At 58.2% G+C, this 25,230-nt stretch carries 22 protein-coding genes and 3 pseudogenes; 11 read left to right on the top strand and 14 right to left on the bottom strand.

What is annotated here, in order from left to right; genetic code table 11:
* The 6 genes and pseudogenes from M0D64_RS31405 to M0D64_RS31430 form a co-directional block, all read right to left on the bottom strand.
* Positions 1-772 (bottom strand): annotated as a pseudogene (locus M0D64_RS31405) (hypothetical protein); the annotation flags it as partial.
* 284 nt (positions 773-1,056) lie between these two features.
* Positions 1,057-1,590: a hypothetical protein gene (locus M0D64_RS31410; RefSeq protein ID WP_266260644.1), complete on the bottom strand. Its 534-nt coding sequence runs from the start codon at positions 1,588-1,590 to the stop codon at positions 1,057-1,059.
* Positions 1,591-1,731: 141 nt separating this feature from the next.
* Complete coding sequence (locus M0D64_RS31415; RefSeq protein ID WP_266260645.1) at positions 1,732-1,875, bottom strand: hypothetical protein; 144 nt, start codon at positions 1,873-1,875, stop codon at positions 1,732-1,734.
* 234 nt (positions 1,876-2,109) lie between these two features.
* Positions 2,110-2,304 (bottom strand): hypothetical protein, encoded by a 195-nt coding sequence (locus M0D64_RS31420; protein ID WP_266260646.1) that lies wholly within the window; start codon positions 2,302-2,304, stop codon positions 2,110-2,112.
* 204 nt (positions 2,305-2,508) lie between these two features.
* A complete protein-coding gene (locus M0D64_RS31425) occupies positions 2,509-2,832 on the bottom strand; it encodes a DUF4148 domain-containing protein (protein ID WP_266260647.1) in 324 nt (107 codons plus the stop codon).
* 70 nt (positions 2,833-2,902) lie between these two features.
* Complete coding sequence (locus M0D64_RS31430; protein WP_266260648.1) at positions 2,903-3,262, bottom strand: DUF4148 domain-containing protein; 360 nt, start codon at positions 3,260-3,262, stop codon at positions 2,903-2,905.
* Between the two features lie 413 nt (positions 3,263-3,675).
* On the opposite strand from M0D64_RS31430, the gene M0D64_RS31435 reads away from it, so the two are divergent.
* A complete protein-coding gene (locus M0D64_RS31435) occupies positions 3,676-4,575 on the top strand; it encodes a LysR family transcriptional regulator (protein WP_266260649.1) in 900 nt (299 codons plus the stop codon).
* Positions 4,576-4,681: 106 nt separating this feature from the next.
* On the opposite strand, the pseudogene M0D64_RS31440 reads toward M0D64_RS31435, so the two are convergent.
* The 5 genes and pseudogenes from M0D64_RS31440 to M0D64_RS31460 all read right to left on the bottom strand — a co-directional run.
* Positions 4,682-5,038: pseudogene (locus M0D64_RS31440) on the bottom strand (LysR substrate-binding domain-containing protein); the annotation flags it as partial.
* 64 nt (positions 5,039-5,102) lie between these two features.
* Positions 5,103-6,128 (bottom strand): substrate-binding domain-containing protein, encoded by a 1,026-nt coding sequence (locus tag M0D64_RS31445; RefSeq protein WP_266260650.1) that lies wholly within the window; start codon positions 6,126-6,128, stop codon positions 5,103-5,105.
* 80 nt (positions 6,129-6,208) lie between these two features.
* Entirely contained in the window at positions 6,209-6,769 is a 561-nt protein-coding gene (locus M0D64_RS31450; protein ID WP_266260651.1) for a DsrE family protein, read from the bottom strand.
* Between the two features lie 58 nt (positions 6,770-6,827).
* Positions 6,828-7,319, bottom strand: a pseudogene (locus tag M0D64_RS31455) (ferredoxin--NADP reductase); the annotation flags it as partial.
* Positions 7,320-7,434: 115 nt separating this feature from the next.
* Positions 7,435-7,689: a hypothetical protein gene (locus M0D64_RS31460; protein WP_266260652.1), complete on the bottom strand. Its 255-nt coding sequence runs from the start codon at positions 7,687-7,689 to the stop codon at positions 7,435-7,437.
* A 345-nt stretch (positions 7,690-8,034) separates the two neighbouring features.
* Between M0D64_RS31460 and M0D64_RS31465 the strand changes: the two genes are divergently transcribed.
* On the top strand, positions 8,035-9,144 hold the full coding sequence (locus M0D64_RS31465) for a TQO small subunit DoxD (RefSeq protein WP_266260653.1): 1,110 nt from the start codon (positions 8,035-8,037) through the stop codon (positions 9,142-9,144).
* Positions 9,145-9,635: 491 nt separating this feature from the next.
* On the opposite strand, the gene M0D64_RS31470 is transcribed toward M0D64_RS31465, so the two are convergent.
* Positions 9,636-10,556 carry a LysR family transcriptional regulator gene (locus tag M0D64_RS31470; RefSeq protein ID WP_266260654.1) on the bottom strand — a complete coding sequence of 307 codons (921 nt, stop codon included), beginning with the start codon at positions 10,554-10,556 and terminating at the stop codon, positions 9,636-9,638.
* A gap of 267 nt (positions 10,557-10,823) precedes the next feature.
* Here M0D64_RS31470 and M0D64_RS31475 point away from each other — a divergent pair, with 267 nt between their 5' ends.
* The 6 genes from M0D64_RS31475 (at position 10,824) to M0D64_RS31500 (ending at position 17,855) form a co-directional block, all read left to right on the top strand.
* Positions 10,824-12,392: a winged helix-turn-helix domain-containing protein gene (locus M0D64_RS31475; protein WP_266260655.1), complete on the top strand. Its 1,569-nt coding sequence runs from the start codon at positions 10,824-10,826 to the stop codon at positions 12,390-12,392.
* Between the two features lie 231 nt (positions 12,393-12,623).
* A complete protein-coding gene (locus M0D64_RS31480) occupies positions 12,624-12,818 on the top strand; it encodes a hypothetical protein (protein WP_266260656.1) in 195 nt (64 codons plus the stop codon).
* Positions 12,819-12,979: 161 nt separating this feature from the next.
* Positions 12,980-13,891, top strand: a complete 912-nt coding sequence (locus M0D64_RS31485; RefSeq protein WP_266260657.1) for a P-loop NTPase fold protein — start codon at positions 12,980-12,982, stop codon at positions 13,889-13,891.
* Positions 13,864-14,643, top strand: coding sequence for a hypothetical protein (locus M0D64_RS31490; RefSeq protein ID WP_266260658.1), 780 nt, complete (start codon positions 13,864-13,866; stop codon positions 14,641-14,643). The genes M0D64_RS31485 and M0D64_RS31490 overlap by 28 nt, the downstream gene beginning before the upstream one ends.
* Before the next feature lie 268 nt (positions 14,644-14,911).
* Positions 14,912-16,171: a hypothetical protein gene (locus M0D64_RS31495; RefSeq protein ID WP_266260659.1), complete on the top strand. Its 1,260-nt coding sequence runs from the start codon at positions 14,912-14,914 to the stop codon at positions 16,169-16,171.
* Positions 16,172-16,622: 451 nt separating this feature from the next.
* The gene (locus M0D64_RS31500) at positions 16,623-17,855 is read left to right on the top strand and encodes an ABC transporter substrate-binding protein (protein WP_266260660.1); all 1,233 of its coding nucleotides are present in this window, start codon (positions 16,623-16,625) and stop codon (positions 17,853-17,855) included.
* A 157-nt stretch (positions 17,856-18,012) separates the two neighbouring features.
* Here the strand turns inward: M0D64_RS31500 and M0D64_RS31505 are convergent, their stop codons facing one another.
* Complete coding sequence (locus tag M0D64_RS31505) at positions 18,013-21,222, bottom strand: adenylate/guanylate cyclase domain-containing protein (RefSeq protein ID WP_266260662.1); 3,210 nt, start codon at positions 21,220-21,222, stop codon at positions 18,013-18,015.
* A gap of 1,095 nt (positions 21,223-22,317) precedes the next feature.
* On the opposite strand from M0D64_RS31505, the gene M0D64_RS31510 reads away from it, so the two are divergent.
* A complete protein-coding gene (locus M0D64_RS31510; protein ID WP_266260703.1) occupies positions 22,318-22,599 on the top strand; it encodes a hypothetical protein in 282 nt (93 codons plus the stop codon).
* Positions 22,600-22,627: 28 nt separating this feature from the next.
* Positions 22,628-23,035, top strand: a complete 408-nt coding sequence (locus tag M0D64_RS31515; RefSeq protein ID WP_266260663.1) for a DUF2471 domain-containing protein — start codon at positions 22,628-22,630, stop codon at positions 23,033-23,035.
* A 57-nt stretch (positions 23,036-23,092) separates the two neighbouring features.
* Here M0D64_RS31515 and M0D64_RS31520 read toward each other — a convergent pair whose 3' ends face one another.
* Positions 23,093-23,368: a hypothetical protein gene (locus tag M0D64_RS31520; protein ID WP_266260664.1), complete on the bottom strand. Its 276-nt coding sequence runs from the start codon at positions 23,366-23,368 to the stop codon at positions 23,093-23,095.
* A 215-nt stretch (positions 23,369-23,583) separates the two neighbouring features.
* On the opposite strand from M0D64_RS31520, the gene M0D64_RS31525 reads away from it, so the two are divergent.
* The gene (locus M0D64_RS31525) at positions 23,584-25,191 is read left to right on the top strand and encodes a methyl-accepting chemotaxis protein (protein ID WP_266260665.1); all 1,608 of its coding nucleotides are present in this window, start codon (positions 23,584-23,586) and stop codon (positions 25,189-25,191) included.
* The last annotated feature ends 39 nt before the right edge of the window (positions 25,192-25,230 follow it).

The raw sequence follows: 25,230 nt of genomic DNA on the forward strand, positions 1-25,230 counted from the left end.
GGACTTGCCTGACATTCAGCCCCCCTGCATCGAGCATCGCGCTACAGCGGCCAACAACATCCCGGCCACTCTCGACGAGCAACTGGGCAGCAGCGGACCGCAAGCTGCCTTGTGAGTCAAATATAGTACGCCACAGAAACGGCTCGGTATCGAAATCGACGTGACCGTTTACAACGAATTTGAAAGCGGCAAAGCGTACTGGCCCAAACGGGGACGCGGCAGCAAGGGCGATGTATATAGCTCGGCCTGAAACCGGTACGCGGTCTAGCAGCGTAACTGCGCGTTGCGCGAGCACTATGTCGCCTGAGCTCAGGCCAAGCTTTACCATTTCGGTAACCGATAGAAGTTGATGGTCTACCGCTACAAGAAATGCGGCGCGCCTGAGCCGAAAATCTGTGCCGTTCGTTGCCGCGACGATCGCTGCAGCCCCACCCGCTTCCACGAGTCGCTGTTCAAACTCGAACAACCAAGACCGATGGTCCGTACGCGTGGCCGACATGAGGCCGCGCAGTCGCGGGATGAGCGAAACGAAGTTCTCGGCGGGAACGGTTGCGAGAAGTGTAAGCAACGCGTTCGTCGCAGCCCGTCCAACCTCGGGCACCCAGTCGTTCACGCGCTCTGTTATCGAGACTAGAAATGAACTGCAGCCGAGTTCGACCGCCCGGCCAATCGCCGCCTCTCTGACATAGCCTGAATAGTGGGACATACATAACGCAACGAATTCATTGTCGATGCTGGCGGTAATGGTCTCAATCGCGGTGCGAAGGGGCATTGATTCGCCTGGCACTATATAGACCGTATGCGCAGGCGCCGTCAAAGGCGAGCGAGTCCCGAAAATCTTCGCGATGAGGTTCATTGGTTTTTATCTGATTCGGCTGAGGATGCGAGCCGCGACTTCTGCTAGTTGTTGGAAGAAATTGAATGATGCCCGATTTGAAGGGCCGCTTCAGGCAAAGTTGAAGGGGCCCCTTGTGGGTCGGCAGGCGGCGGTGGTGATAGACAAGGGGTCTTCACACGTCCACCCTCAGGCACAGCCTTCGCGCTCCGATGGACCTTTTATTCGTCGAGCAGCCGCAATATCCTGTTGAGCGTGTGAACCTGCTGCGCATACAAAACAGACACCAACCCGTCGCGATCATGCCCGGATGCTTTCAAGTCAGTTCGGCGTATCGATTCCGATATCAAGGTACGGACAGCGCTGATACGTGCGGAAGACTTGACAAGGCCACGATTAGCCGCAAGATACCAATCATGGATCAAGGCTACCTGCCGGAGCAACTCCTGCCGATTCAATCGGTCATGGCGAATCGTTAGAGTTGTTGCTTGCATTGAAAGCGAAGTACCATGGCCCGCCGTAGCCGTGAGCCTATTGCCCTCACGCTGTAGATAGATCGGCTTGTTGTGCAGCAGGTCGCGAAAAAAATCAACACACGTCGGCACATTGTCTAATCCAGCTAAAGTGATCTGCAACACCTGATCGTTGGGCGGAGAGTCGGGATGGAAGTCCAGCACGAAGCGCAACTCCAATGCCGAACCGACCTGCTCACATTGAGTAACGTACAGGTCCTCCTGCGGGATATCGCTGTCCATATAGTGCCTCGATCACTTGACTGGTTCAGCGAATAGTACCAACGCCGCTGCAATGTCGTGATCAATGGCCGCTTTCGGCAAATTCAAGCGGCCGGAGTGGGTCGATGACGGTCCGACGCGAGTCGATCTCTGGCGAGCACCCTATGCAATCAGCATCGGACCGTGATCGGCCACAAGCCGCCGTTCCGATGCGTAGTCGGTCGGACGTTCAGGCGTCGGCTCCGCCCCGTAACCGGCCATCCGCCTGTCGAAGACGAACGCTCCTTCATCGGCCTTTGCGGTCATTGGTTCATCAACGGGTCAATGGCCGGTATAGGTTCCTAACCCGACAACGTTCGAGCGACCTTGGTGAACGACTGCTTTGACCGTTTCGGACCGGCAGTACCCGGCCCGTTCTGGCCATTTGACCTCGCGTCAGGTCACCGGCAACTTACTGAGTACCAGCGGACATCAAAGCGTGTGTCCCCACGAACAACAGTTTCGCGACCGCACATGACGGAACGCCAGTGCCAAGGAATATCAGTTTCCGGATTCTCTTCTGTTGCGGCGATACCATCTGCTTGAAAGCCGCGCCAGCCGGAACGTTAATGCGAATGCCAACACCAGGAGGGCACCGACCAGGCTGTAGTCGACGTTACACATCAGATCGGTCAGATAGAACGTCGGGAGCACGACGAGCGGGTGGTAAATCGCGCGACTTATCAGGTCTTCCATTGGTTTCTCGCAGTAGCTTGGCTGCACAAGCCGGCAAGTCACTGTGAACGCTTCAGTCAGCAAAAGCGGATCGCAATATCAGGATTGCCGCATCGGGTTCGTCGCTCGCCATGCCGGTAGACGGCGGCAGACACCCGCTGCTGGCGCGTCTCCGCTTTGCCCAATGTGCGTTGCCGGACACCACCCAAATGGACTGACACATTGTCAATGCCCGGCATACAGGGAACGGGGCGAAATTGCATTTGCCGCCATACCTGTCTGTGAGGAACCGGCCTGCGCGATACCGCCCACGGCGTCGGCCGCGAGCCGGGCACCGTCCTGTTCAGCAATTTTTGCTTCGGCGGCCTGGATATCGGCGGGATAGTCCGGATCGTCGCCTGCTGAGGGGTTATAGCCCGCCTGCTCGACACGGATGAGATCCGCGCGCACCTGCGCACGGGTCAACTGGCCGGATGTGGCTTGCGCGAAGGTCAGTGCCGGGCTCGCGAGCGCGCTGACGACGAGGGTCAGGCAAATAAGCGTCTTCATGACTTGATCTCCTTCAATGAATGATGGGTGGTACTGGGCAATCGGTTGGCGTGCGCGACATGTTGCTGCGTCAGCTGCCGAAATACGGCGTACAAAAGCTGACCGGTCCGACGCAGGAAGGAATAGCCGCATGACTTTGACCGATGCCGGCTTTGCCGGCCGCTTCTCGCTGGCCGGCGGCGCTCGAACCCGACATGCCGGCACCCGTGCCGCTTTCGCTTTGCTGCTTGAGCTGGGCTGCCTGTTGCGCAAAGACCGGGTTGCCGTCGGGGTACGACGTGTCGGTCACGAAACGCAGGCCGTTGTTTTCTGCCTGGATCAGTTCCTGACGGACTTCCGCGCGGGTCTTCTCCTGGGCGGACGCGTTGGAAGCGACGCTTGCCGACGCGAGCAGGATCATGGAAAGGCTCAGCACATAACGCTTGTTCATTTCGAATTCCTAAATTGATGATTAAGAAATAGACACTGGCTACGTCATGGTGAACACAGAAAACCTGACTCTATTCCCAGCAGGGACTGCCAGGACGATGCTCGTCTGCCGCGTTCGTGGCGCAAATCTGCGTGAGCCGGGGGTTGCATGTGCAGATCTTGTCTAGCGCCTCCATGCACACATCGTATTCACCAGGAAGATAGAAATAAAATATATTGTTGGGATACGATCCATATCTGTAACGCATGCCGTTCAAAGGCGAATGTGGGGTTGTGCCTGCAAACGCAGTGCGAATCGGCGCCAATGGCGTGCGCGGACGCGACTGCACTGCATTGCGAAGGAAGGCTTAGCGACAGGTACGGCATGTGTGGCGAGGTCCGGCGCATGCGCAGTTTCCGGGAATTACAGTTGCGATGAACTTTACTCATCTATTGGCGTTTTTCGAGGTCGCACGCGCAGGCAGCGTTAGCGGGGGGGCCGAACGCCTACGCGTGAGCCAGCCGGCGGTCACGCGGGAAATCAGGGAACTGGAGGAACGGCTTGGACTTGTGCTGTTCGACCGGCTGCCGAGAGGGGTCGCGCTGACCGACGCGGGGTCGACGCTGTTCCGCTACGCCGAGCAGATCTTCTCGCTTGCCGACGCGGCGGAATGGGAACTGCGGGAACTGGCCGGTCTCAGCGCCGGGCATGTGAAAATAGGCGCCAGCGCGACGGTCGGCGTGTACCTCGTGCCGGAGATGATCGCGCGATTCAACGCAAGCCACCCTCAGGTCGCGATCGACCTGACGGTTACCAATACCGAGCAGGTCGAAGCCGGTTTGCGCAACCATGCCTTTGCACTCGGCTTCATCGAGGGGCCATTCGATAACACGATTCTGCATTCCCGTCTGATCGGCGCCGACGAAATCGCCGCGGTCGTCGCGGCCGGACATCCACGTGCCGGGCAGAAGCTATCGTCGCGCGATCTGACTGCGCATACGGTCATTCTGCGTGAGCCCGGTTCTGGCACGCGTGCGGTTGTCGAGGAGGCTTACGGGCATATCGGTCTGCAAATTGACCCACTAATGTCCGTCAGCGACACCGAAGCCATCAAGCGGATGCTGCTTGTCCAGCACGCCATCGCTTACGTTTCGCTGCTCAGTGTGAAGGACGAGTTGCGCCGCGGCGAGCTGACGGTGCTCGAAGTGGACGATCTTCGCATCGAGCGCCCGCTGCACATGGTGTGGCTCAAGGGGCGATCGCTATCGCCGAGTACGCAGGGTTTTTTCGACCTGGTGCTGGCGCGGGCCGCAGCGGATGCCGCAGCGCGGTGACGTTGTTGGCCGCGAGGCCTGTCACGGTGGCCTCCGCGTTTCGCATGGCCTGCTCAACGTGTTCCCGCGAAGACATCGGGCACAGCAGTTCTGCTAGCGTATGCACGACGTCGGCTTCGGCGCTGCGGAGCATCTCTTGCACTTGGCTGGCCGAGCCTTGCAGGATCGAAACTACGACCTTTGGAAAGCGCGCCCTGAACCGTGCGATCGCATTAGGCAGCAGATCGCGAGCGTACGTATGAGTGGCGGCGATGATCAGTTCCCCCTGATCGTCATCCATATAGTCCGCGCGGCGGCGTTTCAGGGCTTCGACCTCGCGAAGAATCCGCTCGGCTGCCGCGACGACCAGTTTGCCCTGGTCGGTGATAGCACTCAGCCGCTTGCCGTGGCGCGTAAAGATCTCGACGCCCAGTTCGTCTTCGAGTTCGATGATCGACTTTGAGATGCCGGGCTGTGACGTGTAAGACGGGCGCATGCCGGGCGACCGAGGACACCCGGCACGCGATGCAAGCGGATGGTGTGCGCGTTCAGCCCGCGTTGCCGTTGGCGTCGGCCTGGTAGGGCTTGAACCCGTACCGTTCGAAGATTGTGAGCCCTTCGGGCGAGCGGATAAAGTCCAGCCAGCGTCGGGCCGCCTCGGCGTGAGGCGCATTTGTTGTCATGGCGCCCGCATAGATCGCCGTCGTGTTGTCGGCCGCCGGAATGTCCACGTGACTGATGGGATGACCGGCCTGTTCCTCGAACATCGCCTCGGACTGCCATGTGACACCTGCTTGCGCCTTGCCCTGCATGATCCACAGCGGCGTCTGCCGGTGATGGATGTGCGTCAGCACAGTCGACCCGTCGGCGACTTTGGTGCCGTAGACTTCGTTGAGCAGCGTGTCGCCCCCCGCATGTTCGAGCGACGTCTTGATCTGCCGTGCGATCCCCTCGAATTTGGGATTCGGCATCGCCAGCCGAACCTCGGGCCGGCCGAGATCGGCGAGTCCTGAGATATGGGCAGGGTTGCCGTGCGGCACCATGATGGTCAGTGTATTCGTCACATACGGCACCGCCGGCGCCTGTAGGCGTCCGACGTCAATCTGCTTTTGCACAGCCTTCAGCCCAGCGAGATACACGTCAGCCGGGACAGTCCAGGTCATGTTGCCGACCGTGACCGTGCCGCCGTCTGCCATCTGCTTCACCAGCAGGCCCGGGGGAATCGTCTCCCAGTAGACGTGGCCTTTGTACTGTGGGTAACGCGCTTCGAACGCCTGCACGAGCGGCGCCATCGCAAAGAAGTAGTTGCCACCGACATAGAGCGCGAGCGACGGATGAACCGGGTCGCCATGGAAATCGGCAAGATTGTCCGCGTCGGGTTCGGTGAACGACAGGCCGCGTACCGGACTGTCATTGTTCGCACCGTGTTGCCACGGTGGATAGACGCCCTGGCTATGCGCGATGCCGGCAGTGCCGGGTGCCGGCTCGCCCTCCGCATGGGCTGATCCGATGATGAGGGCGCCGATGGCGCTCATCATGCACAAGGCAAGCGTGTTTCGGTTGATGGTTGACATACAGTGGACTCCAGATGATCAACGAAGGTACGCGCACTGCACGGCAGTTCGCACCACCCGCACGCGCGACGAACGTGCAGTTACAGTTGCATCAGCGCGTAACCCTGCTGCTGGAGCGCAGTGACAGTGGTCAGGCCGGACAGCGCAAGCGTGACATCCCGATTGATCCAGTCGTACTGGAAATGATGCTCGGCCACTGCCTGCCCGCATACCGCGATCGTCACGCCGGCCTTCTTGAGCTCGGCAATCAGCGGGAGATTGGGGTTGGGCACGCCAAACGCTGCCCGGTAGTGCGCATCGTCGAGCGCGATCGGTGTCGCCGCGCCATACGCAACAGCTACGAATTTCAGTTTCGCCAGTGGTACACCTGAAGCGGCATAGAGATTGACCGTGCGCGCCACGTGATCCAGCGCTGGGTTGGCCTTGTCAGGCTGTGCGGCGGCCTCAGTCAGCGCAAAGACCACCTTGTAGGTATGGCCAGGCTGTGGTTTGAACGCGCTGTCGGGCAGATAGTGCATGTTGCCGTAGCCCTGAATCGTGGGTGTCGTCCAGAAGCCGGCTGGATCGGTCGGCGCTGCGAGCGCTGACGCAGAGGCAACCGCAACGAGCGCGGTAGCGAAAAGAGTTTTGATTCTGTTCATGACTAATTCTCTCAATGGCGATGTATCAAAGGTGAATGACGCTGGCTTGCCGCCCGGGTCATGAAACGAAGGCCCGCTCGACCACATAGTGTCCAGGAGCCGACTGGCTGCCCTCATCGAAGCCACATGCCTCGAGCAAGGCGCGCGTGTCGCGCAGCATCGCGGAGCTCCAGCACAGCATGATGCGGTCGCGTTCGGGCGAAAATGGCGGTAGTCCGATGTCGGAAAACAGCGTTCCGGCGTCGATCAGATCGGTAATGCGACCGCTGTTAGAAAACGGCTCGCGAGTGACGGTTGGGTAGTAGATCAGTTGCTCACGCACCTGCTCACCGAGGAATTCGTGTTTAGGGAGCGTCGTCATAATGTAGTCGCGATAGGCAAGTTCACGGACGTACCGGCAGGTGTGGGCGAGCACGATGTGATCGTAACGCTCGTATGCCGCCGGATCGCGAATCACGCTCATGAATGGTGCGAGACCCGTGCCGGTAGTCAGCAGCCACAACACACTGCCGGGCAGCAGGTTGTCGACGATCAGCGTGCCGGTCGCCTCGCCGCGCTCGGTCCCGGCACTGCGGTATTTATCTGTTGCGGGGCAGGTAAAGCTGATGCACCGCTCGACATCGGGAAGGAACGAGCATCGATGCATGCGCGAGTGCGCACTACGCTCACGGTCCGTACAGCGTGGCATCGAGGCGTGCTAGCGAGCCATCCTTTTCTGCCTGAACCAGTTGGTCATAGACCTGCTTGCGCGTTAGCCCGTGCGCCTGCTGGACAGCGGGGTCGGAGGGTGCCTGTTGGGTTTGCGAAACTTGCGGCCGCGAGGCACCGGCGTCTTGTTGAGCAGCATTGGCTGCCGAACAGAAAAGCGCTGCCGTGAGTATCAATGCGACAGGGGCGGCGGAACAGAAAAGCTTGCTCATTTTTGGTCCTTACACTTGGGTTGAATATGCAGCCCGTTGCGATCGACTAATTGTCGGGAGTGCATGGACTCAGTGTAGGGACGTCGGTCATTCAGGAAAAATACAATACTGATATCTCTGCCATGCGTTGCGTCTATATGGATGTGCTCGTCGATGGGCAAATATAAAAACGCGATGTCATTAAGTTAGATACCAAAAAATTATGGCGCCGATGCAATTAATGTATTTTTACGGCCCCCCTTCCTTCGATACGCTGCAAAGCGATGATTGGTCGATCGGTGACGCTGCCAGAGCGGGCCGCAAACCTCCGGTCAAATGACGCACATTCACTTCAGAGGTTCTTCCATGAGTTCAATTGCATACCCTGCGGTCAGTCACGAGCGCGCTGTGGGCGAGCGGGACCAGCGCACATGGCGTATTTCGGCCATTTCCCTGGTGTCGGTCCGTGCCATTCAGGGCTTCATCTATTGGGGAGGTGGTTCGCGGCGATTCATTTATGGGCCCAGCAAGCTCAATCCGCATGCCGCACACTGGATGGCCAACAAGTTCCAGACGGCGATGCCAGGCGCGCTGCTCGGCATGGACCATGTGATCAGCTTCATGCTGCATCACTTCTATTTGCTGTACGGCGGCGTCATTCTCTTCAGTGCTGCCGAACTGATCGTCGGGCTCATGCTGATGGCGGGCCTCTTCACGCGCGCCGCGGCACTCGCTTCAATGGGGTTTTCTGTATTGTTGATGCTTATGTTCGGCTGGCAAGGGGCAACGTGCATCGACGAATGGACGATGGCGGCCTGTAATCTGGCGATGGGTGCGACGTTGATGCTGGGCGGCAGCGGGGCCTGGTCGCTGGACAATGTCCTGCTGCGCAACAAGCCGCAACGGGCGAGCAGCGGCTGGTTCCAATGGGCATCGGGAAGCAAGGCACTGCCGCTTTCGGATACCGGTTTTCGCAACCTCGCACTCGCGGTATTGACCTTTGTGCTCGTGTTCAACGTTGGGACGTACAGCTACTACCGCGGCTCCGTCGTGACGCCATTTCATAGCGGCCCTATCAGCCCGACCGCCCATCACCTGACGTTGGCTCGCGTGGCTGTTCTAGCTGATGGAAGCGTGCGCTTTCACGTCACTCTCGATGCCGGGACCCCTGAAGCGCCGGTGCACGTCGTCGCGGCTGCGTTGCTCGATGCGAACAGGACACCCGTCGCGCAATGGAACGCCGAGGCACTTTCAAAGATGCCAAAGGCCGCGTTCAACAACGACTACGCCTACAACAAATTCGGCCCGGGTCCATTCGGGCTGCGCGCGGCGATGGGCGCCGCTTCGACCATTACATTACCGGCGGCGGCCGTTCATACGGACGCTATTGCCAGCGCGCGGACACTGCAACTGACGGATGTCGATGGACGCGTCTTTTCGACATCTCTGCAAGACGCATCAGGGGTCGTGGATTGATGGGACCGATCGATCGTACCAGTCGTCAAGTTGCCGCTAAGGAGGCGCGGGATCCAGCGGCCGGAGTGGGATCGTGCACCGCCGTTCGACGACGGTCAAAGCGGCCGCTCACCAAGATTGCTCGCTGTCGTCGGGTTAGGAACCTATACCGGTCGTTGACGCGTTGATGGACCAGCGGCCGCATTGGCCGACGATCGGCCTGACAAACGGGTAAAAGGAACGGCCGTTGTACCTTGCAAGCGGCCATTGCTGGCGCACGGTGACGAACGGCAGTCGAGGGTGGTCGTGAGCGGACGTGCAACTGCTCTGCGGTCACTGAATCGGCAACCCGTTCGTTTTATCAAGTCACCGAAATTGCAGGGCACGACCACGCTCGCGATTGTTGCAGCGGCAGGAGGCTCAACAGAAATGTCGGGCGATTCACTGGGTGCCGGCGAGTCGTGTGAATCGGGTCGCGATTCGAACAGCGCGTACTCGAAATGGCTTTACTCTCATTGCGCCCAAGGCACCGCCTTCCGTGTGGGTGTGCCACCTATGGCGTCGATCAGGTAATCCACGAAGGAAGCGATCCGCGAAGACAGAGCCGTATTGCGGTAATAGACAGCATGGATCGTTTGGCGAACATCACTCGTTTGCCGGGTGAGGATCTGGACGAGCCGTCCGGCCTCACGGTCCCGTGCGGTCATGAAGTCCGACAGGCAAACTATTCCAACGCCCTGAAGCGCCAGTTGCCGAAGTGTCTCGCCGCTCGACGAATAAGCGACTGGCTCAATACGATAAGGCTCACCATCAGCGCCTAACAGTGGCCAGACATTAAGCGACTCCGGCTGATTGAAGCCCAGAAGCACATGCTTGCCAAGCTCTTCAACGTTGCGCGGCTGACCATGCTTCTCGAGGTAGCCCCGACTCGCGAGAATGCGCATCCGGCTATTTCCAAGGAGCCTGCTGTGCAATGTCGAATCCTTGAGGCGGGCGATTCTGATCGCTATATCGGTGCGACTTTCGAGCAGATCAATGATGCGGTCGTTGGTGTTGAGCTCCAGAGTGACATGCGGATAGCGCTCTCGGTAGCCCTGCACGAGTGGCACGATCACATGCCGCATGAATGGTGCCGCGGCGTCGATCCGCAGCCGCCCCGAAGGCGTTTCGCGCTGTGCGACCATCAGTTCTTCTGCGGTTTCGACAGAGTCGATGATCGCTCGCGCATGCTGAAGGAATACCCGTCCCTCCTCGGTGAGCTCGAGTTTGCGCGTGTTTCGGCGGAGCAGTGTCGTTTTCAGCTTTTCCTCGAGGCGCCCGAGCAAGCGACTTACCGCCGACACCGTCAGGTTCAGATGGTGCGCTGCGGCCGTCATTGAGCCCGTATCTACAACGGCTGAAAAGGCCTGAAGCTCATCCAAAGTAACATTCATTGTTGAACTATTTTCAAAATACTTTCGTTGATGGGCCAGTTTCTCGAAAAAAGCAAAGCAGGCACACTTGCCACAACATTGTAAGTGCACTTGATCGGGCGATTCTCGCGACGAGAGCGGCCGACGACGGGCAGGACGCGATATTCGGTCCCGATGCACAACGACGGTTGAGCAGGTGCGACATGCGCCAACTACCTGCTCGCGCCTACCTAAAGCGCGATTGTGATCGGCAGACTCCGTTTCACTTCGACCCACGCGAGCATTCACATGGCAGCCTTCGATCGTCCTCTAAACCTCACCACCGGCGTGATGGAACTGGGCCGGTTTCGTGTCGATCTCGGAACGCGGGAACTGCGCCGAGACGGGGTAGCAATACCCGTTGGGTCCCGGGCCTTCGATATCCTGGCCGTGCTTGTTTCGGCTGGCGGCCGCCTTGTCACCAAAAACGAGTTAATGAGCGTGGTGTGGCCGCAAACGATCGTCGAGGAAAACAACATCCATGTCCATCTGTCGGCCTTGCGCAAAATTCTCGGACCCGACCGGAATCTTGTCCTCACGGTGCCTGGGCGCGGGTATCAGCTTTGCGTGCAAAAAACGGACGTGGCCCTCACTTCCTGGATGGGCGGGTCGATGCGAGACGCGAACCAGCTGCCGTCGAACATCGCGTTGGTCGGGCGGGAGACGGCCGTTCAGCGGATCCTCGCGATGCTCGAAAGTTCGCGCCTGATAACGCTCGTGGGCGCTGGGGGGATCGGCAAGACGCGGCTCTCGCTCGAGGTCGCGCGTCGAACTGAAGAAGACTCGGTCGAACCCGCATACTTCGTCGACCTATCTGGCGTGACGACGCGGGAAGGTATGCTCGATGCCATTATGAAAGGCTGCGGTCGGCCGACTGGGGGCGCTGGAGTCCCTGAAAAAGGCGTCGCGTGCGCGCTTTCGGATCTGCGCGGGCTGCTATTTATCGATAATGCTGAACATCTGATCGCGCACGTGGCGGAGATAGTCGACGCCTTGCTCGCTGCAAATAACCACGTGCGCGTCGTCGTGACCAGCAGGGAACGGTTGCGCATATCGCCCGAGCATACATTCAAAGTCGATCCGCTTGAAACGCCACCGGCGTATACCTCGCAAGTCGATATCCGTGGGCATTCGGCGGTCAGGTTGTTCCTCCAGCGTGCAAACGCCATGCAGCTGACCGTGGGCGCCGACGGCCAGCAGCTCCAGCTTGTCGGTGAGATTTGCCGACGGCTGGATGGCATACCCCTCGCGATTGAACTAGCGGCTGCCCGCGTCGCTGCCCTTGGCCTCGACGGTGCACGGCATTGTCTGGACGACCGCATGGCGTTTCTCACCGGTGGATATCGTACCGCACGACCGCGCCACCAGAGCCTGCGTGCGACCTTTGACTGGAGCCATGCGTTGCTCGATCATACAGAGCGGACTCTCTTCCGGCGCACTGCCGTATTCGATGGTCTCTTTACGCTAGAAGCGCTCGGCGTCGTGGCATATGACGCGACGCTTTCCCTAAGCAGTGCGATCGCGGGAATCGACGCGCTCGTCGCAAAATCTCTCCTGAATGTGCAATTTGAGGGGCCACGCGCTCTGTACTGGCTGTACGAATCCACACGTGCGTATGCGCTGCAGAAGCTTCGCGACGAAGGCGAAGTAGAAACAATCACCATGCGACACGAACACCACGCTGTTCGCCTGCCAAGGCGGGCCGGCGCGGACCAGCTTAACCCCGAACCAGGCAGTGTACGTCGATCGTCGCCCACTGCGGGCCACCACGCGTTGAACTGGTCAGCTGCGCAATATGGCGATATTGCCCTCAGGTGAGATGCGTGGGACCGCGATGCCCCCGCTCGTCTGAGTGCTTGACTCCGAATGCGGTCTTATACCGCCCGAGTACGAAAGGCGGCACGGTGTCAGAGCGCGACCGTTCGAGAGGCGCAACTCTGAATTCCTTTCGATCGACATGATCTCGTCTTGCAACCGCAAAACATCGGACAACGTGTGCACGCGAGCGACGGCAAGGCCAACGACTTGCCGGCTGTCACGACTGGTTGAATGACTGTCGTACCTGAGAAACAGCCGTCGCGTGGCAGCGAGTACGTAACACCGCTTCACGCCCTGAGTCATCATCGGGCTGAGTTCGGCCATGAAGCGGCGCTCGACGCTCCGACCAAGATCGTCAACAATATGCGGAATGCCGTTGCAGAATGCGACGAACTGAAGTTCCCGAGCTTCGCTGATGTAACCTAGCCGTCGTGAGATCGACTGTCTCGAGTGCCGCCGAACCTTAGCGGAGCCCTGGCACGGCTCCAGAACCAGACCCGCGCACGACGATGAGCATAAGTCCTTCTTGAATGCTAGCTTGCGCTTGTATCTGGTCACCAGACCAGCCAGGAATGGGGAACAACAAAATGACCCGGGCCGTGATCGAAAGCGTGATCGATGAATTTTTAGACAGCACAAAGCCAGAAGTCCTTGCAATAAGTGGTAAATGGGGAGTCGGCAAAACCTTTGCGCTTCAATCTTTGGTTCAATCGTACGCGGGCGAAGGATCGCTGGGGCGATACTCGTACGTGTCTGCCTTCGGCGCAAAGTCTATAGGCGACCTGCGCTCAATGATTCTTATCAAAACAAGGCGCTTCCCCGTACAACGTGACAAGCTTGGGAAGATCGTTGACGAGACCGAGCATGTCCTCAGCAAAGGCCGTGGACATGCTATCTGGAAAACCATTACAACGCTGTCCGAGAAAATCCCTTATGGCGGAAAGCAGGTGACTGTCCTGCTCGAAACAATTGCCGTCTCTCTGATCAACAAGACGATCATTATTATTGATGACATCGAGCGCCTTGGTTCGGGCATCGCCATGGATGAGCTGATGGGTCTCGTTTCCGAACTCAAGGTCGAGTCTCAGTGCAAGATCATCCTGCTGTTCAACGAAGCGCAGCTAGGCGAACGCGCAAAGCAGTACGAGCAGGCCAGCGAAAAGGTCGTGGACAAGAAGCTAGCATTCTTAACCACAGCGGCCGAAGCCGTTGAACTCGGGTTGCCCGCAGACACGCCGTTGCGAGATTTCGCGGCCCCCTATATTGAAACGCTGGGCATCAACAATATTCGCACTGTGCAGAAAATCGCAAACGGACTGCGAACTGTGCAAAGCGTGATCCCCAACTGCACGGATGCGGTAAAGCAGCAGGCTGCTATCGCAGTAGCAGTGTTCGCAGGAGCGTTGTACGAGGGGGGATTGGTTTCCCGACGGCCGAACAGGTCATCAGCTACAACTGGTACTCAATCGCCATGGGTGTTGGCAAGGACACCATTGTAGAGGAGTGGCGCGAGAAACTGCATGGCGTCGGATTTTTAGCTTGCGACGAATTCGACATGGAGGTGCTATCGATTTTGGAGAACGGTTACGCGCATGGATCGGAGCTTGCAAAGCACGCCCAGGCTTTAGATGAAGTTGCTGATAGGGCAAGATTAGATGCTGTGTTTAGCGAAGCGTGGAAGTTGTTTCATGACCGAATTGACGGCACCGCGGAGGATCTGATGCACGCGTTCGTGAACGCCGTCAACGTCGCAGCGACGGTGATATCGCCCCTTAACCTGAACAGTACCGTGAAGCTGCTTCGCGAACTCGGCTTTGACGATGAGGCAGATGCAGTGATTGAGAGGTACGTCGAACTCAACGCAGACCGTCCGGGACTGTTCAGGATCGACGAATCGCCTTGGTCCCGGGACGTTGATGACGAAAGGCTCAAAAAGCGTTTTGCCGAAGTGCTAACAGAAGAGGACGGCGTTCTTGATTTGGCGTCCACGGCAACGCTACTGATGGAGGAAAAGGAGTGGAGCGACAGAATGGCAGAGTCACTGTTGAAGGCTTCAGCCGATGACTTTGTCGCACTATTCAGGGAACATCAGGGCGACACCCTGCGAATGCTAGTCGATCACCTATACCGCGCGGCGCATATGCGTGGTGCTGAAACACAATCGATCGCAGAAACCGTCACTGCTGCGCTTGATCAGATTTCGAAAGAGTCGAAGCTAAACGAGATTCGAGTAAGGCGCTGGCGAAAATAGGCGCAGCCGTGTCTTTTGCGTTGTCCGCGCCGACGGAATTTTGCGCCATCCGCCGATTGAATTTTGAGCCGGGGTGGAGACCGGTCTAAAGCGGGACCGGCTGAGGATCAGTGTATGGGCTTCTGGAGTCGTTGTTTTCCTTCATCTGACGCGGCGTTGCGCAGGGGGAAGCTTAGGTTAGACTCAGCGCTTACAGCGGCCGCCTTCTGCAAAGCGGATTGCACGGCTATATTGATCATTTCGGCGAGGCACTGAGGCGCACGGCAAAATGGATATTTTTGGCGTTATAAGAAAATGGGAACTCGATCGTCCCAACCTTGATTTCAATAAATTTAGCCGGAAAGCCGCGGGGCAAATGGCCGATGACATCCAAAATTGTTACTTGAAAGCCCCGCCTCCATCGGTCGGGCGCTTCAATCAGAGTCTCCACATGGCAACAGAGATTGTCGAGGGCAGAAAGCGAGCGGAAGAGCTTGCATTACCTCTGTTGTTCTCGAAGCAGGTCATGTTGCCGGATCCCCTGTACAGTCTGTTGGCACCGCGCGCTTCGGCGCTCTGGAATCGCTTGCCAGAGGGGGGTAACAAGAGCTATTCCAAGACTCCCCTAATAACCTCGCCGTGGAAAAACTATTGGTCTACCGACATCTCCGAGCGCTTCGCGTTCCTCAATGCGACACTGTCGCCGCTCGTCGCCCAGATGCTTAAGCTTCAGCCTATGGTCGACACCGGGCATATCTTGCTTCAACCGTGGGAGGTAGCTGTTGAGTCAGAAGTCGAGTTGCTCAGGAAGTCAGTCGCTGATTTCCAGAAAAAGCCGGACGTGATCAAGGAAATTGCACAACGGTTTAAGCAGGCCCAATATTCGGCCGGTGTGCGTCTTGGCCCGATTGGCCTTGAAGTTAGTGATGACTCGCCGTCGCACGGGCTACTGAAGGGCGATCCAATGTGGTTCGGGGACAAGGCAGAAATTCTGGTGATGGGACTCATCCATTCCATCGTCGCCAGCAAATATTCATCGAGTCTTTTGGATGCGCTACCGGGTGACCGGCTCGTTTACGACTATGTCCGGACAGGTGGGATCCTTAACCCGAAAACTGATCAAATCGTCAATTCCATACAGGTGCCAAATCTGTCAGAGGCTCTTTGGGATGACATCATCGCGATCAAGAACGATTCTGAGCTGCTGAATCAGCTCAAGGATACGATTGCCGAGGTTGCGTATTGCAATAGCGACGACCAGAAAGTGCTCATCAAGGAGGAGATCGCCGGCATCGCTTCCAAGCTAAAGGCCGATACGGCACTGAAAAAATACGCCAAGTTTTCGGTCTCGGACCTCGGTGTCGGACTTATTGCCGGCGCAGTATCGAATGCGATGACCGGCTCACCCGCTGCGACTGCGGCGACGGCTGCCGCAGTCGGTGCCGGTTTGACATTCGGGGGCAAGCTCGTGTCGGAATATTTCGGAGCAGAGAATGAGAGTCTGCGGCGGCGCAGGGATGTAATCGTCCGCATCAACCACAAGCTGTAATTCCCGTTCGCGCATCACGCTCGACGGGATAGACCCACATTCCGCAGGAAATGCAGGGTTGACGCCGCTCGGAATTACGCCCGAGAAAGTTCGGTCGCGTATGGGGATTCGATCTCAAATTCGTGCCGGCGCTTTATCGTTGATCGTTCGTCACGAACGTCCGTTCCGCAGACAGCCGACCGTCTCCTCCGGGTCGGGTACGGAAGTTCGGCGCAGGTCGGTGGCCAGCGTCGTGGGGCGGTGGTTGTTTGTCTCAGTCCGACCCTCTTCGGCCGTTCCTGCACGCGAGAGGCGAATGGCGGCTTCCAAAGTTCTTCGGCCATTGTTTTGTTCGGTGATTCATGCCGCGTGAAAGGCAGTTCAAGCACCAGGTAATGCTAGTGCCAGAGTTCTCACAAGAGACAAAATTCAACCGGCGGCTGGCGACCGCAGCTGACCCATAGGATGGAAGATGTCTTTGCAAGTACGTACGTCTTTCGCGCTGGACAAGATTGCCATAGCGCTTGCGTTTGCAGGTGTGGCAGTAGCGGCACACGCCGACACGGTCCGGATCACCGTCTCGCACTACAGTGACGCGACTGGTCCATACTTCAACAAGATGGCTCAGGAGTTCGAGAAAGCTAACCCTGGTACGATAATCAAGATCGAAGAAGTAAACTGGGACACGCTGCAACAGAAACTCCAGACGGACATCATGGGTGGCGCAAACTCGGACCTGGCGATTGTCGGTACCCGCTGGTTGCTGGACTTCGCTAAGGACGACCTCGTCGAGCCCCTTGATGGCTACATGAACGCGAGCTTCAAGGACCGCTTCATTGGCCAGATGCTGGCGCCGGGTGAAATCAAAGGCAAGGTGTATGGCTTGCCGATCTCTGCTTCAGCACGCGCGCTGTACTACAACAAGGACCTGCTTGCGAAAGCTGGTTATCCGAATGGTCCGAAGACCTGGAACGACGTAATCGATGCATCGACGAAGCTGAAGGCGATGGGAATCGCCGGCTTTGGTCTTCAAGGCAAAGAGATCGAGACAGATGTCTATTTCTATTATGGACTCTGGAGTTACGGAGGAGACGTGATCGGCAAGGACGGCAAGGCTGCTTTCAATTCGCAGGCTGGCGTGAAGGCCGCAACGCTGTACAAAACGATGATAGACGAAGGTCTGACCGAACCGGGGGTCACCGGGTATAACCGTGAAGGCGTACAGAACCTGTTCAAGCAGGGGCGTGTGGCGATGGTTATCTCGTTGCCTTTCCTGTCGAAGCAGATCGCGAAGGAGGCGCCGAATCTGAAATACGGTATCGATCCCATTCCGACCGGAACGACGCAGGCCACCTATGCGGTGACCGATTCAATCGTGATGTTCAAGAATTCCAAGGTCAAGAAGGGCGCCTGGAAGTTTCTCGACTTCCTCTTCACAAAGGGCCCGCGCGTCGAATTCTCGAAGACGGAAGGCTTTCTGCCCACGACGAAGGCCGAAGCCAGCGATCCGGCACTCAATAGCCCAGACACCAAGGCATTTATCGCATTGTTGCAGAACGCGCGCTTCGCACCGACTGTCACTGGGTGGGAAGACACCGGGAAGGCCGTTTCGGATGCGATGCAATCCGTCTACCTAGGAAAGGCTCAACCCGCCGCGGCACTGAACGCGGCAGCCGAAAAGGCAAACCGGTCGCTAGGTAAGTAATGCGACTGTGGTAATCGAGATTTGACGCAGACCGCCGCGCGAATGGTTCGCGGCGAACGGTGCAAGGTGAAATGAGGTTCTAGCAGGCCATGGGGTTTTTGCGCCCATTTCCCGCCAAAGCGAGGTGGAGTCTGCTGCATGTTGCTCGGCCAATGCTTCATTTCCGATCATCTTTTTGCAGCCGAGAAAGTCCATTTAGGCACTGTGCTTGCAACGGACGCATTCCCAGGTCTTGGGCGATCATCAACGCCATGCGATAGTGATTGTGAGCTTTCTCAATCCGAGGTGCGGTAGCGTTGCCATCCGAGACAAGATCCCCCAACAGGCACAAGGCCCAGGCTTCGTTGCCTCGTTCGCCGGAGGCTCGAGCAAGATCAATGGCGTCATGTGCATGAGTGAGGGCTTCATCCTGTCGACCAGCGAGCTGGCACACTCGACCGAAATTTGAGAGCACTAGCGACTGTCCGAACGTTAAATTACTCGCCGCCGCTTGGCGAACTGCCTCTTCCAGAAGAACCAGTGCCTCATCGGTCCGGCCCACTGAGGCATACGCCGCCCCCAGGCAGGAGGCTACCCGAGGAACGTAGATTGGAAACTCAGCGCTCTTGCACATGGCCAGTGCTGGCTCAAGTGCCTCGACAGCAACGTCGAGATTACCTTGAATAAGGTGCATCCTTCCGACACCGTGGCCAGCAAAGATCAGTTCCTCTGGCTCATTCATCCCTCGGGCCATGTCGGTCGCGTCCCGTCCAAGGACGGCAGCCTCGTCGAATCGGCCGAGTTCGGCAAGACACAGCACCAACCAGATACGTCCGTTGACGCGCGTGAATTTTACGTAATCCTCATGGGGTCCGAGACCCTGGCCTTCATGGAGGATATCTAGCGCGTGTCGGGCATGTCCCATCGCGCGTTCATAGTCTCCGCGGCCATACTGTGACCTTGCCAGCATCATGGCAGCCCAAGCCTTCGCATCGGGGTCGCTTCGCCGCTCCGCCAACGCCAGGGCGCGTTCGCCTGCCTCAACGGCGCCAACCAGGTCGCCTAACGAACCGAGGGTGAAAGCCAACCTTGATAGAACGCGCGATAGGCGTACCTCGTCGCCAAGTCCTTCGGCGAGATGTTTCGCGTTCTCCAGATTCGCCCGGTCCCGTGTCAATTCTCCGAGCGGATAAAGCGAGTGATTAAGTTCCCATCGGATATCGATGATTTCACCAAGTATTTCGGCCGAGGGCGGCAGGGCCGCATAGGCAGTCAGGGCTTTCTCGAACAAGACCGACGCCTCACGATGAGCGGCGCGTTTTGCAGTATCGTGACCGGCGCGCCGCCACAGCCGGGCCGCCTTTTCCGTCAATCCGGCTTGGGCGCAATGTTCGGCCAGGATTTCCGGCTGCTGCGCCGCTACGTGAGAAAAATGATTCTCGAGTTCCATTGCAATGCGGGCATGCAGTTGCTGTCGCCTGTCCCGCAGCAGGGAGCTGTACGCGGCGTCTTGCACCAGGGCGTGCTTGAAGGTGTATTCCGCATCCGGTGGTGCCCCGTGCCGGAAAACCAGCTCGGCACTGACGAGATAATCCAATGCGTCGTCCAGGCGCTCTTTGGGCATCGACGCGACCGCGCTGATGAGCTCATAAGAAAATCGCCGGCCGATTGCAGCGGCGATTTGTGCTACATCCCGCGCCGGGGCCAAGCGATCGAGACGCGCCATCAGCGAAGCGTGCAGCGTCATCGGGATCGCCAGTGGTGGCAGCGGACCATCGAGGACGTAGCGCCCGTTCTGCTCGCGCAGTACACCGCTCTCCAGCACTGTCTTGGTCAGTTCTTCGACAAATAGCGGTATTCCATCCGTGTGCTCGATGATCCGGTCTGTAATCTCTTTCGGCAGTGCCTTGCCAAGGGTTACCCGCTCGATCATCTCGGCTCGTTGCCGAGGGGGCAGACGATTGAGAGTAAGGAGCATCATCTCTGAGCGGCCAATCCACGAAGATACGAACTCAGGCCGGAAGGTGACAATCAGCAGGACAGGCAGGGTTTCAATACGATCGACAAGATGGTCCAGCGCTTCAAGCGAGCTGGGATCGACCCAATGCACATCTTCGAACAATATCAGCAGCGGCTGGCGTCTTGCCCGGTCCTTGACCTGCGCAATTATCGTGCTAAGCGTCTTATCCTTGTACTGCTGCGGCGTGAGGTTAAGTTTTGGGTATCGACCTTCCGTCGAAATCGAAAGCAACGCCGCCACCAGCGGAGCAGCTTCGCCCAAATCGTCGGGGGCGAACGCGAGCACCGCCTCAAGTTTGTCGAGGCGTTGTTCAGCGGTATCGTCCCGCCGCAAACCGGCCGCACGCTCGAGTTGGGAAATGAACGGATAGAAGGCGCTGTCTTGATGGCGGCGCGAGCAGAAATACCGCAAGCGGTCGTGCTGCTCGAATTGAAGCCGCTCTTCAAGGGCGGTGGTCAGCCGCGATTTTCCGATACCCGGCTCGCCCGAAAGCAGCACAACCTGCCCCTTACCGTTCTTCGCCCGCTGCCATCGGCTGAGCAACAGCTCGATTTCTTCGCCGCGCCCGACAATTGGCGTCAACGTGGTCGCGTGCAGCGCCTCGAAGCGGCTTTCGACCCCGCTGGGGCCGAGCACTTGCCAAACCCGCACTGCTTCGTCAAAACCTTTCACTGTCGCCAGGCCCATGTCGCGGTAGTCAAACAGCCCGGCCGTAAGCCGCTGCGTGCTCGTAGAAATCACCACTGTTCCGGCCTCGGCCAATGTCTGCAGCCGAGCAGCGAGATTGGGCGTCTCACCGACGACGCCACGCTCCTGGGCTTCGCCCTCACCCGTCACATCACCGACTATCACTACGCCGGTAGCAATCCCGATCCGCACTCGCAAACTTTCGTCGGTCCCGGAATCGAGTTTGCCGATGGCTCGCACCAGCGTCAGCCCAGCACGTACAGCCCGCTCGGCATCGTCCTCCTGGGCCTGAGGATAACCAAAATAGGCCAGCACACCATCCCCCATGTACTGGGCAATGAAGCCACCGGCCCTGGTAATTACATCCGCGCAACCCCGGTAATAGGCGCCGAGGATCTTCCGCATGTCTTCCGGATCGAGCCGCTTCGAGAGGGCAGTCGAGCCGACGAGATCGCAAAACATGACGGTGAGCTGGCGTCGGTCCGCGTCATCACGTGGCACGTGCGTGGCCGCGATTGAAGATATTGCAACGGTGCTGTCGCCAAGTTGGGCGATCGCGCGCAGCATTTTGCGGCGATGCCCAAGCAAGACGCCAAGATCCTTGAGATCCTGGTCCGTGAGATCGCGAAGGACCGAGCTATCGATACCATTCTCGGCAAAGATCTGAACATATTCGGACAAGCCGAGTGACTCCAACCACTCTGCAACGCTTCCCACCGCTTATCTCCTGAAGGCGGCTGCCTCATGCAATGGTAGGAAAAATATTTCTTCCGCGCTTGTCGACAATCAGCGCGGCGGCCGGCTGCAACCAAAAGTGGTTGATTCTAGTCGTTGTGCGGTGCGACTAACGTACGATTTTTTCCGCTTCCTGACGACACCCGAACTTGGCTGTGAGATTGTTGCTTGCCCGTGGATCCGGGTCCAAACCTGCGTGTCAGATCTCCCCGCGGAGGCTGAGGCGCGGGACTTCCAGGCTGGTTCGCAAGTTCGCGTCCGCTTGGGCGCTCGACCGTGTCCCAGCGCGAAGGTCCGTTATCTGACCGGAACGGCCCTCTGAATGGCCGTGTAAGGACGAGGGCGAACGGCTGCAGTTGGCCGACTGCTGCCCCACGCTGCCGCCCTGCTCGATCGGCGATATTCAGCATACTGCGGCCATGAAACCTCGCGTCGGCCAGAAGGTCACTGATTAAACGCAATGCGATGCTGCGTTAATGATTCCGGGCATCTGGATATGATGCTAGCTCCGGAACTTCGACAACCAGCGGTTGGATGAAATCGCCAGCGGCTCGTCAAGAAAGTTCAAAGTTAAATGAACCAAACATCGGATAGTTCAAACTTAGGTGACCCAAGGGTTCAAAGTTACCTGAGCAGCACGGTCGGCGAACCTTATCGTAGCGGCATGCCCTGTTCAAAGTTAAATGAATCTCGACAACAGTTGTCGACGTCGAGATTCGCTCAAGCCTGAACCTTGCACCGCAGCGAAAACCGGACAAACCGGAAGGATCACCTTTAAATACAGCAAGTTATCCGTGCGCACTCGCCACCATCGAGTTGCGCGTTGCGCGCTCGCGGGCTGCCATTCCTCGGCCAGGTGCGCGAAATATGTGCGTAATCCCTGGACCAGGGAAATCCCTTGATCCGCCGGCAATCGAGAATATTTCGCTCCAACCTGGACACGACGACCGTTCGGTTGGTGGAGTAGACCTGCGAATTGACTTGCATCCCGATCAAATACTGTATAAATTCACAGTACTGTTTTTATATACAGGATCGGTCATGAACCAGCTCATCCGCATCTTGAACGACGGTGATCGCGAAACGCTTGCGTGGTTGCGCAAGCATGTCGGAGACGTGCGCGTGGCTGCCGCTGCACGGCATCTGGGAGGCAACGGCAAACCATATCTGTCAGCGGTGTGCCGCTATCTCGGCGTACGTCCACCAACGCCTCATCAACATAGCCGGCCTGTTGAAGACTGCACCGTCGGCGATAACCATCTTGCCCAGATCCGCCAGTTGTTGGCACAGCGAAACCAGGCGTTGTTGAAGCATCAACCTTGATGCTGCGAGTCCTCAGGAAGATAACAGCATGATTAACGACTCTGCTCTTGATAGGGATGTCCACGACATCAATCCTGTCGCCCTCGAACGCGCACTCCGCAGCGCGTCGCTCGACCTCCAGCAGATCATTGCCACGGTCGCAGGTCGTCACCTCGACAGTGGCCGTCGCCGTTACTCAAGCGGCGCGCGATCGCCGACCTGGCGCACGCTGCTGACAATCGACGAACAGGTCTTTGAGAATCGGGGCTTCCTGGCGAGGCACAACGAGGCAGTACGCTCCACGTTTGTCCGGTTCGAGGACAGTCGTTTGTCCGGGATGGATCTCGACGAACCCGTCGACTGGCGGCGTGACGACGACAATCTGCCAGCCGTGTACCTGCTCGTGCGCGCACTGGTACAGGCCGCCGACGCTACCGATGTGGCCACTCAGGACTAACGCGCCAAGCCCGTATCGATCGGCGGAGATCACTCCACCGGCCTGCACTACAGACGTTCAATACCCGGTCTTGAATTTCTGCCAGAGCCGGTTGCGCAAGCGCAGAACGTCTGCCGGCAAGGGCAGTTCCGGATACATTGTGGCCAACTCAGTCTCGCTTGGGAAAATCTGTGGGTTCGCTGCGAGTTCAGGTTTGATATAGGGCTTGGACGCCAGATTTCCGTTGGGGTAGAACACCTCATTCGTGATCGCAGCATGAACTTTTGGCTGCAAGATGTAGTTGATCCATTTAAGAGCGGCGTCGGCATGAGCCGCATCGGATGGAATCGCCATCAGGCCAAACCAGATTGGCACACTCCAGGCCGAAGAAATTGATCGGGCCAGGTGAAACCCGTACCGCCCGAATCTACGTACTGCAAATCTCAAAAAAACAGTTACTTCCACTACGAGAAGCGCACTAGCATTGCCCGGCTAACAATAAACCGGCGAGCGCACGCATTCAAATACGTCAATCGACGCGCAGCCTAACGACCAAAAAAAGAACCGTCATGGCTCAAATTAATGTGTCTGCGCGACTGGCGCTTGGCTTCGGCACCGTCCTCCTACTGCTCACGGCCATGTCCGCTGTGGGGATGAGCGGTGTGGCCAGTATCCGCGGCAAACTCGACGACATCGTCGAGGTCCACGACGTCGAGACAGCTCGTGTGACTAACCTGCGGGGCGCGGTTAGCGGCATTGCCATTGCGATCCGCAATATGGCCTTGTTGACTGACGAGAAAGACGTTGCGAGCGAGCAGGCGTCCATTGCGAAGCAGGAAACGGTTTATACAGAGAACTATCAGGCGCTTGGACGCCTGTTCAACGCGTCCCCCCTGACGACCGACGACGAGCGCCGGCTATTCGCCATGCTCAGGCAGGAAGAAGCCGCAACCTTACCGCTCGTCGAAAAGGAAGCACGGAGTTGGGCGCTGTCGACTGATCAGGACGCGGCAGTGAAGGTCCTCGTGAGTGAAGTACGTCCGAAACAGGTCGTGTGGCTATCCACCCTCGACGAACTGCTTGCACTGGAACAAACCCGCAGTCGGGCCGCAGCGAACCGCGCCACTTCCACCTATGCGACCTTGCAGGTGGTCACCGCCGCCTCGGTGGCAACCGCGCTGCTGATCGGTTTGACGGCGGCGTTTCTGATTACGCGCGGCATACTCAGGCAGCTTGGTGCCGAACCCGCCGAGGCACAACGCATCGCACGGGAGATCGCCGCCGGCAATCTTGCGGTGACAGTCAAATTGAACAAAGGCGACGCGCATAGCCTGATGGCCTCGCTCGACACGATGCGCATGCAACTGACATCCATCGTCACGCAAATCAAGACTTCAGCAGAGTCGATCGCTGTACGTGCCGTCGAGACGGCCGAAGGCAATGTCGATCTTTCGCAGCGTACCGAGCAGCAAGCCGCCTCGCTGCAGCAAACGGCTGCCAGCATGGCGGAATTGACTACCACTGTCAGGCAGAACAGCGAGGACGCCATGCAAGCAAGCGCGATTGCGAACATGGCTTCCGACACCGCCGACCAGGGTGGCCACGTCGTCAAACGCGTCGTCACGACCATGCAGGACATCTCCACGAGTTCTTCGAAAGTTGGGCAGATCATCAGTGTGATCGAAGGCATCGCGTTCCAGACCAATATCCTTGCACTGAACGCCGCTGTCGAAGCGGCCCGCGCCGGTAATCAAGGACGTGGATTTGCGGTGGTCGCGAGCGAGGTGCGCACGCTGGCGCAGCGTAGCGCGGGAGCGGCAAAGGAAATCAAGGCGTTGATTGAGCAGTCAGCCGGGCACGTCGTAGCCGGCGCCCACCTCGTTACCGAGGCAGGCGCAACGATTGACCAGGTCATGCGATCGGTGCATCAGCTCACCGGCATCATGGGCAAGATCGCGCATGCATCGACCACGCAAACAGCGGGCATCGAGCAGGTCAACCACGCCGTTGCCGAAATGGATAAGGTCACCCAGCAGAATGCGGCACTCGTCGAGCAAGTTTCTACTGCGGCGCGATCCATGGCCAGCCGGGCAAGCGGTCTGCGCGATACAGTGGCTGTCTTTAGAATCGGCGATGCACAAGAAGCGGACGCCTCCATGCATGGCGAGGTTGTCTAACGCGCGGCACTGACGCAACCCATCCGTCGCGCTTACAGA

This window comes from Paraburkholderia sp. WS6 (assembly GCF_030464835.1).
Classification (GTDB): Bacteria; Pseudomonadota; Gammaproteobacteria; order Burkholderiales; family Burkholderiaceae; genus Paraburkholderia; species Paraburkholderia madseniana.